The organism is Marinifilum sp. N1E240 (genome assembly GCF_009295825.1).
GTDB classification, from domain to species: Bacteria; Bacteroidota; Bacteroidia; order Bacteroidales; family Marinifilaceae; genus Marinifilum_A; species Marinifilum_A sediminis.
Genome location: NZ_WHKF01000008.1, coordinates 72,638 through 90,363 on the forward strand (window position 1 = coordinate 72,638; position 17,726 = coordinate 90,363).

Annotated in this window: 17 protein-coding genes; 5 read left to right on the forward strand and 12 right to left on the reverse strand. The window is 35.5% G+C overall.

Features of this window, described 5'->3' with window-relative positions:
• Positions 1-23 precede the first annotated feature (23 nt).
• The 10 genes from GCQ56_RS16745 to GCQ56_RS16790 are packed head-to-tail and all read right to left on the reverse strand — an operon-like array spanning position 24 to position 9,798.
• A complete protein-coding gene (locus GCQ56_RS16745) occupies positions 24-683 on the reverse strand; it encodes a 3-oxoacid CoA-transferase subunit B (RefSeq protein WP_152735688.1) in 660 nt (219 codons plus the stop codon).
• Between the two features lie 57 nt (positions 684-740).
• Positions 741-1,529 carry an OAM dimerization domain-containing protein gene (locus GCQ56_RS16750; RefSeq protein ID WP_152735689.1) on the reverse strand — a complete coding sequence of 263 codons (789 nt, stop codon included), beginning with the start codon at positions 1,527-1,529 and terminating at the stop codon, positions 741-743.
• Between the two features lie 57 nt (positions 1,530-1,586).
• The gene (locus tag GCQ56_RS16755) at positions 1,587-3,155 is read right to left on the reverse strand and encodes a lysine 5,6-aminomutase subunit alpha (RefSeq protein ID WP_227006097.1); all 1,569 of its coding nucleotides are present in this window, start codon (positions 3,153-3,155) and stop codon (positions 1,587-1,589) included.
• Positions 3,156-3,157: 2 nt separating this feature from the next.
• Entirely contained in the window at positions 3,158-4,567 is a 1,410-nt protein-coding gene (locus GCQ56_RS16760) for a MutS-related protein (RefSeq protein WP_152735690.1), read from the reverse strand.
• Positions 4,554-5,576, reverse strand: coding sequence for a hypothetical protein (locus GCQ56_RS16765; RefSeq protein ID WP_152735691.1), 1,023 nt, complete (start codon positions 5,574-5,576; stop codon positions 4,554-4,556). Before GCQ56_RS16765 ends, GCQ56_RS16760 begins: the two co-directional genes overlap by 14 nt.
• A complete protein-coding gene (gene ablA / locus GCQ56_RS16770; protein WP_152735692.1) occupies positions 5,563-6,825 on the reverse strand; it encodes a lysine 2,3-aminomutase in 1,263 nt (420 codons plus the stop codon). The genes GCQ56_RS16765 and ablA overlap by 14 nt, the downstream gene beginning before the upstream one ends.
• Positions 6,825-7,859, reverse strand: a complete 1,035-nt coding sequence (locus GCQ56_RS16775) for a zinc-binding dehydrogenase (RefSeq protein WP_152735693.1) — start codon at positions 7,857-7,859, stop codon at positions 6,825-6,827. Before GCQ56_RS16775 ends, ablA begins: the two co-directional genes overlap by 1 nt.
• Positions 7,860-7,919: 60 nt before the next feature.
• Positions 7,920-8,744 (reverse strand): 3-keto-5-aminohexanoate cleavage protein, encoded by an 825-nt coding sequence (locus GCQ56_RS16780; protein ID WP_152735694.1) that lies wholly within the window; start codon positions 8,742-8,744, stop codon positions 7,920-7,922.
• A gap of 8 nt (positions 8,745-8,752) precedes the next feature.
• Positions 8,753-9,136 (reverse strand): hotdog domain-containing protein, encoded by a 384-nt coding sequence (locus GCQ56_RS16785; RefSeq protein WP_152735695.1) that lies wholly within the window; start codon positions 9,134-9,136, stop codon positions 8,753-8,755.
• 14 nt (positions 9,137-9,150) lie between these two features.
• Positions 9,151-9,798 (reverse strand): CoA transferase subunit A, encoded by a 648-nt coding sequence (locus tag GCQ56_RS16790; protein WP_152735696.1) that lies wholly within the window; start codon positions 9,796-9,798, stop codon positions 9,151-9,153.
• A gap of 583 nt (positions 9,799-10,381) precedes the next feature.
• Here GCQ56_RS16790 and GCQ56_RS16795 point away from each other — a divergent pair.
• Positions 10,382-11,989 (forward strand): M28 family peptidase, encoded by a 1,608-nt coding sequence (locus tag GCQ56_RS16795; RefSeq protein ID WP_152735697.1) that lies wholly within the window; start codon positions 10,382-10,384, stop codon positions 11,987-11,989.
• A gap of 83 nt (positions 11,990-12,072) precedes the next feature.
• On the opposite strand, the gene GCQ56_RS16800 is transcribed toward GCQ56_RS16795, so the two are convergent.
• A complete protein-coding gene (locus GCQ56_RS16800; RefSeq protein WP_152735698.1) occupies positions 12,073-12,507 on the reverse strand; it encodes a hypothetical protein in 435 nt (144 codons plus the stop codon).
• Positions 12,508-12,649: 142 nt separating this feature from the next.
• On the opposite strand from GCQ56_RS16800, the gene GCQ56_RS16805 reads away from it, so the two are divergent.
• Together GCQ56_RS16805 and GCQ56_RS16810 are read left to right on the forward strand one after the other, a co-directional pair.
• On the forward strand, positions 12,650-14,386 hold the full coding sequence (locus GCQ56_RS16805; protein ID WP_152735699.1) for a glycosyltransferase family 39 protein: 1,737 nt from the start codon (positions 12,650-12,652) through the stop codon (positions 14,384-14,386).
• Between the two features lie 3 nt (positions 14,387-14,389).
• Positions 14,390-15,115, forward strand: a complete 726-nt coding sequence (locus GCQ56_RS16810) for a glycosyltransferase family 2 protein (protein ID WP_152735700.1) — start codon at positions 14,390-14,392, stop codon at positions 15,113-15,115.
• A 43-nt stretch (positions 15,116-15,158) separates the two neighbouring features.
• Here GCQ56_RS16810 and GCQ56_RS16815 read toward each other — a convergent pair whose 3' ends face one another.
• Positions 15,159-15,836, reverse strand: coding sequence for a zinc metallopeptidase (locus GCQ56_RS16815; protein ID WP_152735701.1), 678 nt, complete (start codon positions 15,834-15,836; stop codon positions 15,159-15,161).
• Positions 15,837-16,132: 296 nt separating this feature from the next.
• Here GCQ56_RS16815 and GCQ56_RS16820 point away from each other — a divergent pair, with 296 nt between their 5' ends.
• Positions 16,133-17,299: a 1-acyl-sn-glycerol-3-phosphate acyltransferase gene (locus tag GCQ56_RS16820; protein ID WP_152735702.1), complete on the forward strand. Its 1,167-nt coding sequence runs from the start codon at positions 16,133-16,135 to the stop codon at positions 17,297-17,299.
• A 97-nt stretch (positions 17,300-17,396) separates the two neighbouring features.
• Positions 17,397-17,612 carry a hypothetical protein gene (locus GCQ56_RS16825; protein ID WP_152735703.1) on the forward strand — a complete coding sequence of 72 codons (216 nt, stop codon included), beginning with the start codon at positions 17,397-17,399 and terminating at the stop codon, positions 17,610-17,612.
• The last annotated feature ends 114 nt before the right edge of the window (positions 17,613-17,726 follow it).

Below are 17,726 nucleotides of genomic sequence, written 5' to 3' on the forward strand. Positions count from 1 at the left end.
CAGGGACACGACATGTCGTGTCCTTACTTACGCATTTCAATTAAATCCTCGGCAATAATCAGTTTGGCATCGGTAGCTTCCTGAATTTGTTCCAAAGTAAACATTGGATTGAATTCTTTCAACAAGATACCTTCAGGAACGATCTCCATTACACCCATTTCTGTGATAATCATATCAACCTGACCTGCGGCTGTTAAAGGAAGATTACAATCGGTCATAATCTTGTGGTTACCACGAGCAGTATGTTCCATTGCTAGAATCACACGCTTGGCACCAACGATCAAATCCATTGCTCCACCCATTCCAGGAGTCTTTTTTCCAGGAATAATCCAGTTGGCAAGATTTCCTTTTTCATCAACCTGCAATGCACCAAGGAAAGTAACATCTACATGACCTCCTCTAATGATTCCAAAAGAAACAGAACTATCGAAACTGCTTGCACCTTCTTTGCAAGTAATGTATCCACCACCAGCATTAATAAAGTCAGGATCTTCTTCTCCTTCAGCAGGAGCAGCACCCATACCAAGCATTCCGTTTTCTGATTGTAGAATCACATTTACATCAGCTGATACATAGTTAGGGATAATTGTAGGCAAACCAATTCCTAGATTCACCACATCTCCGTTGTTTAATTCGAGAGCAGATCTTTTAGCAATCACCTCTCTGATTTCTTTTTTATCCATTTGAGATTTATTTAGATGTGAGATATGAGTTTTTACTCTCATATCTCAATGCTTTATTTATGCATTTAATCTTCTGCTTAATTCCTGAGCAGCATATGATGCTACATCATCAGCATATTTGTTCATACCAAAACCTGCATCGTAACCAAGTTCCTTAGCAAGTTCGTGAGAGATACGTGGCCCACCACAAATCAAGATTACCTTATCGCGTAATCCTTCAGCTTCCATCAACTCAACCAATTCAGTTAAGTTTTTAATGTGAACATCTTTTTGAGTTACCGTTTGTGATACCAAAAGAACATCAGCTTCAAACTCGATAGCTTTCGCAATAAATTCTTCATTTGGTACCTGGCTACCCATGTTCAAGGCTTCCATCATTTCATATCTTTCCAAGCCATAGTGACCTGCAAAACCTTTCATATTCATAATTGCATCGATACCTACTGTATGTGCATCGGTACCAGTACTAGCACCCAAGACACGAATAGGACGACCAATGTTTTCTTTTACGAAATCATCAGTTTCGTGCATATCCATAGTAGTTGATTCTACCTTTGGAACATCAATTACCGTGTAATCAACAGTGTGAGTACAGTTTCCATAGCAATTGAAAAAAGTAAATCCTTCCATCAATTCCTGAACCATAACAACCTGAGGATTTTCAAAACCCATTTTGCGCATCATCTGCTTGGCTGCTTCAATAGCTTCTTCGCCTTTGGCAACAGGAAGAGTAAAACTAACCTGAGTTTTACCATCATTCATGGTATCACCGTAAGGTTTGATCTTGGTAAGATCTAACGTTTTATCAAAATCGTTGGAATCAGTTGAATAAAGACCTCCACTCATTTTATTGTCTCCTTCTATATTTAGTCCCGTAGTTATCGGGATGAAATGTCAATTAATTTATTTCTTATGCAATATTTCGATGAAAGGATTGAAGTAGTTGCTTCCTTTTTCCACAACACCATCTAAACCTTTACCACCATCCATTGGGCGCTTGATATCAGCGAAAATTCCTTTTTCAAGGGCAGTAAACAATCCTTCTTTCTCGATTTTTTCAACCAATTCAGTTGCATCATCAAGAACCTTAGCAGCTCTCTTACGAATAATACCACCTTCTTTGAATTCCATTTCGTCGCCAATACTCTTCATGTTGTTAAAGATGTACTTGGCATTCTCAATAGAAAGATATCTGTCTGACATGAAAGGAGTATGAATAGCTTCGGTTAACATACCAAGCAATTGAATTCCTTGTCCTGTCCAGATTGAAATTTGATTGAATAATGCATCCTGAACATTTCCTTTGAAAATGTTACCTGTCATAAATTTTGTTGGAGGCATATATTTTAATGGAGCCTTAGGGAAAATCTCTCTAATCATTTGAGCTTGACCAAGTTCAAAAAGGAAACCATTTTCCAAATCAGGAGTCATCTCAAAAGCGTGACCTAATCCCATTTGTTCTTCAGGTAAACCTGCTACCACAGCCAACTGTTCGTTAATAAAATCAGAAGCCAATACAGTGTGAGCCTCATCAAAAGCATCAGCCGTAGTTAGGTAGTTATCTTCTCCGGTGTTAATAATTACACCAGCAAATCCATTTAATAATCTTGAGAAGTACTGGTCAACAATAGTACGTTGCATGTTAATATCACGGAAAAGAATTCCATACAATGCATCGTTCAACATTACGTCCAATCCTTCAATTGCTCCCATAGCAGCAATTTCTGGCATACATAGACCCGAACAGTAATTACACAAACGAACGTATTTACCTTCTTCTTCGCCAACCTTATCTAAGGCTGTACGCATAATGCGGAAGTTTTCCTGAGTAGCAACGGTTCCACCAAAACCTTCAGTAGTTGCTCCGTAAGGAACATAGTCAAGCAAACTCTGACCAGTAGTACGAATTACAGCAATAATATCAGCACCCTGACGAGCAGCAGCTTCAGCTTGAACAACATCTTCGTAGATGTTACCAGTTGCTACAATCACGTACAAATAAGGCTTTGGTCCTTCACCTATCGTATCAATATAATTGTCTCTTTTCGCTTTGCGATCTCTGATTACCTGAATGCTCTTCTCGACAAAAGGCTGCATTGCGTTCTGAATTTCTTCAGCAGTATGAACAGGGAGTGTAGTGATATCCAATTCACCAGCAGCAATCTTTTCAGCAATTTGCTGTGGGTTCAACCCTGTTTCAATAACAGCATTTCCCAAAAAAAACATTACACCTTCACTCAATACTCCTTTGTCTTTCAATTCATCAACCACAACATTCGGAAGTGGCACTTCGTTGTTATCAACTCCGTCGATTCCTAAAAGACGACACAAAGTACGCTCAACAGCAACGGTTGAGTAGTTGTCTACGAATTTCTGAACATCGTCTGCAATTCGCTTCGACACCTCTTTGGCGTGTCCAACTTTTTCAAAGTCAAGACCTAGTTTACTCCTTTGCATATTCAATTTATCCATTATTAAATTTCTTCCTTACTAGCTTTTTTATTCAATTGGTTTTGTGCACCTTCTACAATCTCCTTATTGATTCCCAATAAAGATGCAATTCGAAGTGCTTCGTGAGGAACTTCCCCTGTGTTGTCCTCAACCAACGAATAATCCATATAACTGTTTATATTCTTTTGGGTAATGATTTTATCACCCAAATCCTTATCCAGACCTTTCACCCGTAGTTTTCTGAAATAAGAATTTAATCCACTGTAATGAGTGGTAATAACACTTCTGATATTGTTTTGATAGAAAATATCTGCAACAGCATTCACTATTGCCAAGCCTTCTACCGGATTTGTTGTTCTTGCCAACTCATCAACCAAAATCAACACATTGCTGTGCTTTTTCGATTCTTCAACCATCTTGCTCACATTCATCATTTCTGATGCAAAGGATGATAAGCCATTCAATTCTGATTGCTCATCGCCCACAGAAAGCATGATTCTATCAACCAAAGAAATTTGAGCCGATGTAGCTGGAACATAAAATCCAAATTGACACAGATACTGACAAAGAGCCAAAGTTTTTAACACTACGGTTTTGCCTGCCATATTCGCACCTGTAATCAAACAAACAGATTTTTGCAGCTCGATATCAATTGCTTGATATTGCTTCTTCTGTTTCTCCAGTTCATTTTTAATAAAAGGGTTGAACATCCCTTTGTAACTGATATCAACCTTTGTTAATTGTGGCTGAACTAAATTCAATTGAACTGCCTGCATTGCCTTTGCAATCAACAAATCCAAATGTGCAAGTTTCTTTATTGCAACAGCCAGATCGCTTGCAAAGCTTCGGATCTTGGTACAGATCTCTTCACGAACTTTCGACTCAATTTCCTGAGCTTTGCAGAACAAGTCTTCTAACTTCTCTTCTGAATCTCCGTTCGTTGATTTGGCAATTTTCAAATTCTTTCTTGCTTCAGCCAATTCCAATGAATAATCATCGTAAATGTAAAAAGATGGAATCCCAGAATTTTGAGGATCAAGAATTTCAATCAAAGAACTTAAATTTGGTAATTGAATTACTACCTGCTTTAATTCTTTTTGCAGATTTAAAATCCCCTGGCAATTCATCGCAAAAAATTTGATTTCGAATAACTCTACATCATCCAAAACCAAGCTAGCTTTCAAATTGTCTACGCTGCCTCGAATTTCTTTTAAGTGAGAAAGTTTATTCTGAATATCTGAAATTGTCTTTTCATTGGTTTTAACAGACTGAATAAGCTGCGCCAACAAACCATACTCAATATTCAATTCCGTTTCGGAGTAAAACATCTCAGTATCCAACAGGAATCTTTTTCCCATTGGAGATTTCAAATCCAACTCTTCGGTTAGATATTGCAATCCATTTATTTCTGATATAGCTTTACGAAACTGCATTCTCAATTCTTTTCACATCGTAAACCGGCACTTGTAATTTTGTTTCCAAAGCCAGTTTTAATTCATCTGAATTTAATCTGTAACCATCGGGCGAAACCGGATTAATGGTAATCGCCAACAAATTGGTTTTATCTAATACCTGAATTCTACCACCTCTTTTTATAAAGGCATAATAGGTTTCAGGATTTGCAAAGACTCTTGTAAAATCTCTGATGATTAATCTTATTTTATTAACCTGCTTTTGATTCTTCAGAAAATCTAAAAACTGATCGGTTATTGCTCCACTCACAAAAAAATCGGTTCCAAACTGAAAGAGTTGGTCCTTTTTATTTTTGATCATCAATACAGAAGCAATACCTGTATCTTTTATTTCTCCTGACTCATCAATAGCCCAAATTCCTTTTTCTATTCCTCTAAATTTGGTTTTCAATTCCAAATCGATTTCTGGTAACTGAATCAAATCAAACACATATTGTGTTTTGAACACCAATTGAGGAATGTTTGCCGATAAAGCCGCTCCTGTTGCCAATATCATGGCTTCAGTTACTGCAGGTGATCCCAAACTCTTACGCGACAATGCTCCGTCTACAATGGTAAGGTCGACACCTTTTGTTTTTAAATCGGCAATTAACCTGATAATTTCAGCATTATTTGCAGGTCCTGATAACATTACTTTTCCTGAATGAATTGTTTTTGCTGTTACCAATCGTCCTAAGCTGGTCGATTGAGAAGAAACATCAATTACTTCTGAAAACAATCTGCGTTTCGCATAATGAATTTCCGAAGTCACGAACATCATTCCTTCACTCAATTCAATTTCAGGTTTATGAGTATGTGTGACTTGATCACGGTTTTCTCCGTCGATACCAATAGAAGTTAAAGCAATTTGTTTATGGCTGTCCCTTAATCGGGACAGCACATAATTCAAACACTCGGTTTTCCCGGTATTCTTTTCAAGTCCTACAATAGAAAGACTTTTATATTTTTCTATGTCCTTAAGAAAGGGCATCCGTCTTTTTATTTCTTTCTTTTCTTGCCAAGTGATCAGGCTCGATAGATAATTTCTCACCATTCAACAATGAAGCAACACCTTCGTGTTTTTCATTCATTGTACAATCAGGACAAGTACAGTTATTATCGTAATGCTTAGGCTCTGTATAAGTTGTAATTACACCTTCGAAGTTTCTCAACACCACTTTCCCCGGGCTTTGTGAAACAACATACTGAGGCATAACCGGAGTTTTACCTCCTCCACCTGGAGCGTCAACAACAAAAGTTGGAACTGCAAAACCAGAAGTATGACCACGTAAATTCTCAATGATCTCAATACCTTTTGAAACTGGAGTTCTAAAGTGCTCAAGACCCATAGAAAGATCACACTGATAAATATAGTAAGGACGAACTCGGTTCAATACCAAGTTGTGCATCAACTTTTTCATGATGTGAACGCAGTCGTTAACACCTTTCAATAATACTGACTGGTTTCCTAAAGGTACACCTGCATTAGCCAAACGAGCTAAAGCAACTTTAGCCTCAGGAGTAATCTCATCAGAGTGATTGAAGTGAGTATTCAACCAAACTGGATGATATTTTTTCAGCATATTCACCAAGTTATCAGTGATACGCTGTGGCAATACAACCGGAGTACGGCTACCAATACGAATAATCTCAACGTGAGGAATATCTCTCAATCGGCTAATGATATACTCTAATTTATCATCACTGATTAATAAAGCATCACCACCAGAAAGAACAACGTCGCGAACCTGAGGTGTATTTGCAATGTACTCGATAGCTTTCTCAATATTATCCTGTGGAGTTGAAGCATCAGACTGACCGGCAAAACGACGACGAGTACAGTGACGACAATACATAGAACACATATCAGTAATCAAAAACAATACACGATCCGGATAACGGTGAGTTAGCCCTGGAACAGGAGAATCCTCATCCTCGTGCAATGGGTCCAACAAATCAGCATCTGCTTGATGTACCTCTGCTGCAGTAGGAATCGCCTGCTTACGAACAGGACAGTTTTCATTTTCAGGATCGATCAATGTCAAATAGTATGGAGTAATTGCCATACGCAAAGTTGCCAATGATTTCTTAACTCCTTCTTCCTCTTCCGCTGTTAGGTGAATGTATTTTTTTAACTGATCTATAGTTTCAATACGGTTTCTCACCTGCCATTTCCAATCGTTCCACTGAATGTCAGTTACCTCTGGAAATAATTCTTTTCTTCTGTTGTTAGTAACCATTACACGTATAGTTTTTCGAACAATTCTCTAATTCCTTCTGATTTTCTAATAATATCTAAAGTTAGGTCGGCATGTCCAATTGCATATCCGTTACCTACAATCATGTCAACATCTTTACCAACACCTTCAGCTCCAAGAGCTGCTTTGGTAAATGAAGTTGCCATAGAGAAGAAATAAACGCATCCTCTATCTTTTGTTATCAAAATTGATGACATTTCAGTAGAAGCAACATTTACGTTGTTGATTACAACATCGCAACCTTCTTCACCAGTAATTTCAGTCACTCTAGTGTAAACATCCATTACGTCAGTAGCATCGCCAATTAGTACTTCGTGAGCCAAACCAAGATCCAAAATACGCTTCGCATTCTCTTCAGAGTATTCTACAACGATTACTTTTCCTTTAGGTCCAACTTTTTCCATTGCCTGGTAGCAGCAAAGAACACCTGATTTACCACCACCACCGATGATACAAACAGTGTCGCCTTCTTTTACCAAACGATCAACCTGAGCAGGAGCACCAGCAACATCTAAAGCTGCCAAAGCCAATTTTTCAGGAATATCAGTAGGAAGAACTGCATACAAACCACTTTCAAATAAGATTGCTTCTGCATCAACATCAACCTGATCGTTTGAAGTATTGATGTTTTTAATCTTATTAATTTTTAAAGGAGTTAATGATAAAGAAACCAAAGTTGCAATCTTATCACCAACCTTTAAATCTTGATTTGGGAAATTTGGACCAACTTCTTTGATGGTACCAATCAACATTCCACCAGAACCAGTTACAGGATTTTGCATTTTACCTCTTTCGCCAACAATTGAAAGAATCATTTCTTCCATTTTAGCAGTATCAGCATTGCAAGCACCTTTAATCTGAGTAAAACTCGCCGAATCAATATTCAAAGTTTGAACATCAATCAACAATTCGTTGTCGTAAATCGACATTGTATTATCCAACTTTTGAGCTGGCTGTGGAAGAGTCCCTTTTGGTTCAAGTACTCTATGAGTTCCGTATTTATTTCCTTTATTCATTTTCTATATAGATATGAGATAATAGATTTGAGATGTAAGATCTCTTTTCCTTATCTGATCTTATTTTTGTTTTAATCCTAAAATTTCTCTTGCCTCAGCAGGATTAGCAATCTCGCGACCCAATTCTTTAGCCAAACGAACTACTTTCTCTACCAACTGACCATTTGATTCTGCTACAACACCTCTTGCGATCATAGTATTATCTTCGAATCCTACACGAACGTGACCACCATCGATAATAGCAGCTGTTGCCAATGGGAATTCGAAACGACCAATACCTGCAACAGTATAAGTTGCATCAGCAGGAATACTCTCTCTTAAGAATACAAAATCACGAAGAGTACCAGAAATTCCTCCATTCACTCCCATTACAAAATCAAAATGCATAGGAGATTTAATGAATCCTTTTTTGTGCAAACGAAGAGCCATGTCAATCATAGATTTATCAAACACTTCTAATTCAGGTTTGATATCTCTTTCGATCATCTTTTCACCAAAGTATTTGATGGTATTTTCGGTATTTTCGAAAATCTCATCTCCACCAAAATTCAAGGTTCCGCAATCTAAAGTTGCCATTTCAGGATTCAACTCTGTTGGCTGTAATCTTTCATCATTGGTCATTCCAACAGCACCACCAGTTGATGGTTGAATAATTACATCAGGATATTTAGCATGGATTGCATCCATTACTGCCTTAAAACGATCTTTATCTTGAGTTGGTGTTCCATCATCTTCACGAACATGAAGGTGAATAATACTTGCACCAGCTTCGTAAGCTAAACCAGCTTCACGAACACATTCTTCAATAGTATAAGGAACATTTGGGTTATGCTCTTTGGTAACTTCGGCGCCGCTAATAGCAGCTGTGATGATCAATTTTTCCATGCTTCTATTTATTTACGTTGACTAGCTTTAGGTGTAACACATGTTCCTGTTGCTCTACAAACAACAACTGGTTCTTCAAGAAAATCAGCAGCTGACTCTGAAATATCAGTTCTAGGAATAATCACTTTACGAGCTTCGAAAGTCATTTTTCGGCTTGAGTTTCCTTCTTTTACAATTTCCCCAACTGCTTCGATGTAATCACCTGCAAATACCGGAGCCAAGAATTCAACATTTTCGTATCCGGCGAATAAGCCTTCATCACCATCGCGACGGATCAACAACTCAGTTGCTACATCACCAAATAACTGAAGCATTTTAGCACCATCAACAAGATTTCCACCATAATGAGCGTCATGAGAACTCATACGCATTCTAATCATTGCCTTTTCCATTTGTCTATATTAGTTTAGTTGTTTACAATAAAATCTACGAAAATCGAAGGAGTTTTTATTTCTTCAGGACGAAGAACTCCAGCCTCAACCATTTCCTGGGTTTCAACAATTACAAGATCTGCAGCTGCTGCCATCAAAGGATTAAAATTTTGAGTTGTTCCTTTATAAATAAGGTTCCCCATAGCATCACTTTTACTAGCTCCAATTAAAGCTACGTCAGCTCGCAATGGCTTCTCCAACAAAAATTCTTTACCATCAACAGTAATAATTTCTTTTCCTTCGGCAACCATTGTTCCCAAACCTGTTGGAGTTAATACTCCACCCAAGCCATATCCACCCGAACGTACTCGTTCAGCCAAGGTTCCTTGTGGGCTAAATTCCACTTGAATTTCACCATTATTCATTTGCTCTATAGTAGCAGAATTAGTTCCGATATGAGATGTAATCACCTTATCCACTTGCTTATTCGCGATCAGCTTACCAAGACCTTTATCTGCAAAAGCAGTGTCGTTACAAATGATAGTTAAATTTTTAACACCGGATTCAACCACCCGATCAACAATATTATTTGCAGTTCCAACCGAAAGAAATCCTCCGATCATGATGGTCATTCCATCTTTAACTTTTGCTACTGCCTCTTCTATTGAGATTATCTTGTCCATTGAAAAAATTTTTACTGTTTTACTCCAACACCTCTGATTTAGATAAAATTAGAAGCTTTATACTTTATTTTCAAAAACAAAGATAACTGAATAATCGATTGATGAAAACGATTGCAAATATGTCTATTAAGACTGAATCTAAACATGACATCACTAGATTTCAACTTGCTTAAAATAATTCTAAATAGTCGTAAAAACGATCAATATTGAGTTAAAAACCCATAATCACGTGTGAATTTTTAAACATTTGGATTGGTTTTTATACTTTCTATGCAATTCACACGAAATATGAACCTGCTGCAAAACATACAATACAGAATCATTCTATACACATGTTATAGAACAGAACTACACAAACATAGTTTACTTGAATAGATTCCACACTTCTCCCCTGATTAAAAAAAAAAAAAAATGAACGTGCTTAATATTTCAATTAATAAACTCATTTTTTCAAAAGGTATTTGAAGCATTATCAAATTGTTATTCAACATATTTTAAGAACACATAAGCTCTCCTAATTTCATTATTTTTAAAGCTCATTAAATCAACCTTAACACACAATAAACAACCTAACAACACGCTTATGTATCGAATCTTATTACTGGCTTTTATTGCCATCCAATCACTTTCAATTCGTAATTCTTTGGGGCAAACCGATCCTATTGTTAAGAAAATAATTGAACTTGGGAAAACTGATAATCGAAGCATGCACCATCTTGACATTCTTAGTAATCGCTTCGGTGGCAGGTTAATTGGTTCAAACGCATATGACAACTCCGCAGAATGGGTCGCAAGTAAATTTACAGAATGGGGTATGGAAGTTATTATGGATGAAGCAGGAAGTATTCCTGTAGGATTTAACCGCGGACCTTGGTTTGGAAGAATGCTAGGTGGCAATAACATGCATCTTCATTTTGCAACCCCGTCCTATACATCTGGAACAAAAGGAGTCCAAAAGGGACATGTTGTTTTAGAACCGAAAACTCAACGTCAGTTTGACCGCATGAAAGGTAAATTAAAAGGTGCCTGGGTTCTTATTGGTGGTGAAAACAAAGGATGGCCTATTGATTATTCTGAAGATGCCGAAGAAAAAAGAGCAAAAATTCGAATCGAAAATGCAGCAATTGAGAAGAAAAATGACAGCATTAGGAGAATTAACTGGAAAAATAGACATGGTAAACAAGAAGAACTTATTCCACTAAATGAAAAACCTGCATTATTCTACAAACAAATGGTAGATGCAGGCATTTTAGGCATTATTCAATCTGCTAAACTTCCTATTGTCGCAATGTACGATCGTAAAAATCTAATGCAAATGACATTCGAAACTTTATCAGAAGTTCCTGACATTAAACTTAATGAACATCAATTCAAAATCATAGCTCAAATGACAAAAGAGAGACAACGATTTGAGCTTGAATTTGATATTCGCAACCACTTTAGAATGGGACCAGTTAAATATCACAATGTAATTGGAGTAATACGTGGAAGCAAATATCCTGATGAGTATGTAATAATGGGCGGACACTTGGATGCATTCGATATTGCAACAGGTGGTGTTGATAATGGTTCGGGAGTTAGCCCTGCAATGGAAGCTGCCCGTTTGATAATGAAAGCTGGAGGAAAACCGAAGCGAACTATTCTTGTTTGTCTTTGGGCTGGAGAAGAATTTGGCTTACTTGGCTCAAAAAGTTGGATAAAAAGGAATGAAGATAAACTTGGCAAAATAGCCAACATGTTCAATCGCGACAGTGGTCCTACGGCAACAACAAGCCTAAGTGTAACAGAAGCAATGTGGAGCGACATGCAGAAAATATGCAAACCACTTGAAACAATTAATCCTGATATCCCATTTACACTTAAAAAACGCAAATCAATAAAACAACCTAAAAAAGCATGGGGTACTGATAGCGGACCATTTGCTGTAGCAGGTGTACCTACAATGGAATTTGGTAAAACAGATCATTTTGGATATGATTTTAGCTATCGAGAAATTTGGCATACCGAAAGAGATCTTTACAATATGAGTATTGCTGAATATCAAGAACACTCATCAATAGTAACCGCAGTAGTAATATATGGAATAGCAAACCTTAATCACCTCCTTTCCCGCGAAGGATATTACACAAAGGAAGAAACAGATGAAAAATTAACTGATAAATCTCCCAAGAAGAATTCTCTAAAAAGATAAAATATTTAAATCCGTAAATAAAAAACACCACAGCTTGAAACAATGTTTCAGCTATGGTGTTTTTACTTCATATATATATTTCTCTAAGCATTATAAATCTTAACTTGCCTTAATCCTAGTACGAATAAACAGATTAGTTTAACAAACTCTATCACAACATACATTATATGAACTGAACTTTTTTCAGGTTGCATTCCTTGCATGATCAATTGTGCATGTTCATTCAATTCGGGCAATAAATAACCCGATTGCGCTACAATAAAAGTAAAAATGGTTAAAGCACTTACCACAACAACTCTGTCTGTGTAATGAATAAATACATACACAAGCATAATTGTTGTAAAAATACGCTCAACAAAATTTAGCGCTCCAAACACATGCATTCCTACATCCAATCCTGTCGGAACGTCTAATGATTCAGCACGAAATTTAATCCATGCTTCCATAAAACTAATGGCAAGTATAAATCCTACCCAGATAAACGTGATAACAAATCCGTATTTTATAAATCTACTCATATTACTCTTTTTATTTTGAATCATTAAAAATAGGAAAAGATAAATTAGCTCACTACTCTTTTTCCTCTAATCTTAAAAAATTCAAGCTGACTTGACATTAATTGACCGATAAGATTAAATTTGCACCAAAGAGTTCTTACACATGACAATCAAAAAACTATTATCAAAGATCACTCTAAAAAGTGATATACTCCATATTCTAATACTTGCAATTGCTTTTGCATTTGTCTACAGCACAATATTCGATAGTAAAATTGATACCAATGGAGACAATGCCGGATATTACATTTTAGCAAAATCTTTGGCAACAGGACAAGGATATACCAACATACATCGCCCTGAATATCAAGCTGCAAATCATCTACCTCCAGGATATCCTGCTATTATAAGTACCGTTTTTCTCACAATTGGATCTGATATTAACACCATAAAAATTGTAAATGGTGTTCTTTTCTTTTTAAGTCTGCTAACACTATTTTCCTTATTTAAAATACTTTCAGGTAATCGAAATCTCTCCTTTGTGATTACTGTATTAACATTGCTAAACCCATATTTACTTCGGTTTTCCACTTTAATAATGAGCGAGATTCCTTTTCTATTATTTTCATCGCTAAGCTTATTGGTATTTATAAAACTTGACAAACAAAAAACTGCCTACAAAAACAAAAACTTTTACCTTTTCATTGTTCTTTTAGTAAGTTCATTTTATATCAGAACAGCAGGAATTGCATTAGTTTCTGGAGTTGTTTTGGCATTACTATTAGAGAAAAATTACAAACTTACTTTTGCCAGTATTTCTGGTTTCCTTATTCTAATCTTACCGTGGCAAATAAGAGGATTTTTATTGGGTGGTAACTCTTATTTAAATCAACTATTCCAAAAAAATCCTTATCGTCCCGAAATGGGAAGAATGGATATCACCGATTGGTTTGAAAGATTTTTCCTCAATATAAAACGATACATTGTTCACGAAATTCCTAACGGCACATTTCCAAGAAATATAATTGATTACCAAAGTAAAATACATGCCACGGATTGGATCATTGGTTTGGCATTGATTTCAATAATGATTTTTGGAATAATGAAAATCAAAAGACACAAAGTTTTAATGATTGGTTATTTACTAGGTAATTTTGGTATACTATTGCTTTGGCCAGAAGTATGGTATGGAGTAAGATTTCTATTGCCTCTTATACCATTTCTAATTCTTTTTACAGGAATAGCAATGATCAAAATTCTTGAAAATCAGAAATGGAGCAATAAAAGAATAACAAGTTTTTCGCCCTATATATTTTTTCTTATCATTGGATTCATTATATATCCACAACTAAGAATTACTAAAATAATGGCTGACTTGCCCTATCCAATGAATTACAACAACTATTTATTCATTGCAAAATGGGCAAAAACCAATACACCTGAAGATGCAGTAATATGCTGTCGAAAAGATCAGTTATTTTATCTTTTTTCGAACCGAAAGACAGTGCGATATAAAAATACATTGGACAAAGAGGAATTAATTAAAAATCTAAACACTAAAAAAGTGAGTCATGTTGTTTTAGACCAATTGGGATTTCTATCAACACCCAGATATTTGTATCCTGCCATTCAACGTCATCAAGAAAAATTCATCACAATAAATCACCAAACAAAACCCGACACCTATCTATTTGAATTTAAAAATGAAATGGGATATACTGGTGAATGGAAAAATGACATGAAAAATGGAAATGGTACCTTTGTTTATGACAATGGAGAAAGTTTCTCTGGTGAATGGCAAAATAACAAACGAAACGGTAAAGGAATCTACTTTTTATTGAACGGAGATAGTATCCAAGGAATATGGAGAGATGATTCTTTAATTCAGGAAATCAAATAAAATATGACTCTAAAAAAATTAAGCATACTTATTCCAGCCTATAATGAAGCCGATCAAGTTTATCAAATTCTAAGCAGAATAAATGCCGTTTCATTAATCAATTCCATTACAAAAGAAGTCATTTTTATTGATGACAAATCAACTGATAATACCATTCAAGTAGTCAATACTTTTGCAAAAAATCATCCCGAAATAGAAATTACACTTTATCAACAAGATGTTAATAAAGGTAAGGGAGCAGCAATAAGAAAAGGAATTGAACTAGCTACCGGAGAATATTTAATAATCCAAGATGCAGATCTAGAGTATGATCCAGAAGAATACAATGATTTGCTTAAACCGGTTTTTAAAGCCGATGCTGATGTAGTTTATGGCTCAAGATTTATGGGTGGAAATCCGCATAGAATTTTATTCTTTTGGCATTCGATAGGAAATAAATTCTTAACCATACTATCAAACTTGTTCACAGATTTCAACCTAACAGATATGGAAACCTGTTACAAATTGTTTCGATCTGATATTATAAAAAAAATACCTCTCAGAGAAAACAGATTTGGTTTCGAACCTGAAATAACAGCGAAAATATCAAAATTTAAAAACCTTAAATTATACGAAGTCGGCATCTCATATTACGGACGAACATATGATGATGGTAAAAAAATTAGTTGGAAAGATGGAGTTCGAGCCATTTATTGTATTCTTAAATACGGTATGCTAAAAATAAAATAAGCTTCCCTTATAGAGAAGCTCATTGCAAATGTTTCTTAGTTTATTAGTCACGTCTACCCATATACATCATCACATAATAAAGTAATGTAGCTAAAGATGATAATGCAGCTACTATATATGTGTAGGCTGCCCATCTTAATGCATCATCTGCATTTTTCTGAGTTTCGTAAGTAGTAATTCCTGTTGTCTTTAACCATTTCAATGCTCTGTTACTAGCATCTATTTCAACCGGTAATGTAACAATACTAAAAAGAGTAGTTGCTGCAAACATTACAATGCCTGCTAACAACAACTGTGGAAAAGAATTCACCATTACAATTCCAGCTAGCAATATCCACTGAACCCATTTAGAACTAAAACTTACCACAGGAACCAATGCCGATCTCATTTGCAACCACGAATATGCTTGAGCATGCTGAATTGCATGACCTGTTTCGTGAGCAGCCACAGCAGCTGCGGCAACATTTCTTCCATGATATACTTCCTGACTTAAATTAATGGTTTTTTCCGAAGGATTGTAATGATCCGAAAGTTGCCCACCAACTGATCCAATTCTAACTCCGGTAATTCCGTTATCTCTCAACATCCTTTCAGCTACATCCTTTCCTGTTTCCCCACCCGAGGTTGGAATCTGGGAATATTTTTTAAATCTTGATTTTAATTGACTACTTACCAACCAACTTAATGCAGTAAAACCTATAAATATGATCCAAATACTCATCTTTTCTAACTTTTAATTAATATTCAAGCCTTTTCAACAGCATTGCAATGAGATTCTCAAAATCTTTGCCAACCTAGATATTTGTTTATTTACGTGTCGATTTGTCAGTTAAATTGATTGCAAGTAACTCCTATCGCAATAAGTATCACACCTCTAAAGAAAGCAACGACAAATCCAAATATTTGAATTTCAGACAGATTAGCCTAAGTCAAAATCAAAAAGTAAAGCCATTTTCTTAGACTTTCCATATAATTTGCTTATTTTTGCCACTCCTTAAAAACTAATTCAACCAAATAATGATCACCGAATCAGATTTTAATGACATACGACCATACAACGATTCTGAAGTAGTTGAAGTTATTGGTCGCTTGTTAAAAGAAGACTCATTTATTCGCTTTGCGCAACAATTATTTCCTGATTTTACTAGGGAAATGATTGAAGTTGCTTTAAGCAAAGTAAATAGCATTAAAGAATTTCAAAGTAACTTTATTGTTCGCCTGGCAAAGCATATTATTGCTAATACTACCAAGGGAATTACTATAGAAGGTCTAGAGAATCTTGATCCTAAACAAAGCTATCTTTTTATATCTGACCATCGTGATATTATTTTAGACTCTGCATTACTTAATGTAATGCTGCATGATAATGGATTTGAAACCACAGAAATTGCAATTGGAAGTAATTTATTGATTCAACCTTGGATTGCTGATTTGGTAAAACTGAACAAAAGTTTCGTTGTAAACAGAAGCGTTACCGTTCGTCAAATGCTAGCAAGTTCTAAGCAACTCTCTTCCTATATTAACTTTGCATTGAATGAAAAAAAATCGTCGATTTGGATTGCTCAACGCGAAGGAAGAACAAAGGATGGTGATGACAGAACTCAACAAAGTTTGCTAAAGATGTTGCAAATGGGTGGAGGAAAAGATTTTGCCAACCACTTTAAAAATTTGAGAATTGTTCCCGTTGCTATATCGTACGAGTATGAGCCTTGCGATGCTATGAAAACCCTGGAAGTTCATTTAAAAGAAACTGAAGATGGTTATCAGAAAACGGCAAAGGATGATTTAAGAAGCATGATTAGAGGAATGATTAACGAAAAAGGTCGTGTTCATTTCCGAATTGGAAAACCAATTGACAGCATGCTTAACATTATTGAAGAAATGGATGAAAGTCGAGATAAATACAAGGCTTTAGCCGATTTAATTGACTATAGAATTCATAAAAATTATAAACTTTGGCCCGATAATTATATTGCTTACGATATTGTAAACAAAAGCAAAGAATTTTTAGACAAATATACTATGGAAGAAAAGGAACTCTTCCTAAAACATATGGAAAAAAAGATTGCCACTGTTGAAGATAGAGGTGATAAAGAAAGGTTAAATCAGATCTTTTTTGAAATTTATGCCAATCCGGTTAAAAACAGATTGGAATTAACAAAACCAGATTTTATTCAAGAATAATATATTCAAGGGCTTTCTTTTACGAAAGCCTTTTTTTATTGAAATTTTTTATTCATCCGATTTTTTAATAATTTCAATCAACGAAAAAACAAGAATCATGAAGCTAATAAAGTTCCTTTTGGTCATGTCCACTTTTCTAATAATGGTGGCAGCTATTTTTAATCTTTTAAATTCCAATGGAGAAACTCCAGACAGAACCGGAATTTACATTGAACTTGTTGTAATGTTCATTCTTACATTATCAATGGTTCTGCTAAATAACGTTGAAAAAAAGATGAAAGAATTAGAAAAGAATCAAGATCAGGAGCTATAATAGCTCCTTTTTTTATGCATTCGATTCAGATATAAGTTTAAGAAAAACTAAAACATTCACACCGACGATTTCGTAAATAATGTTAAGGCTTGTTAATTTCCTAAACATTAATGA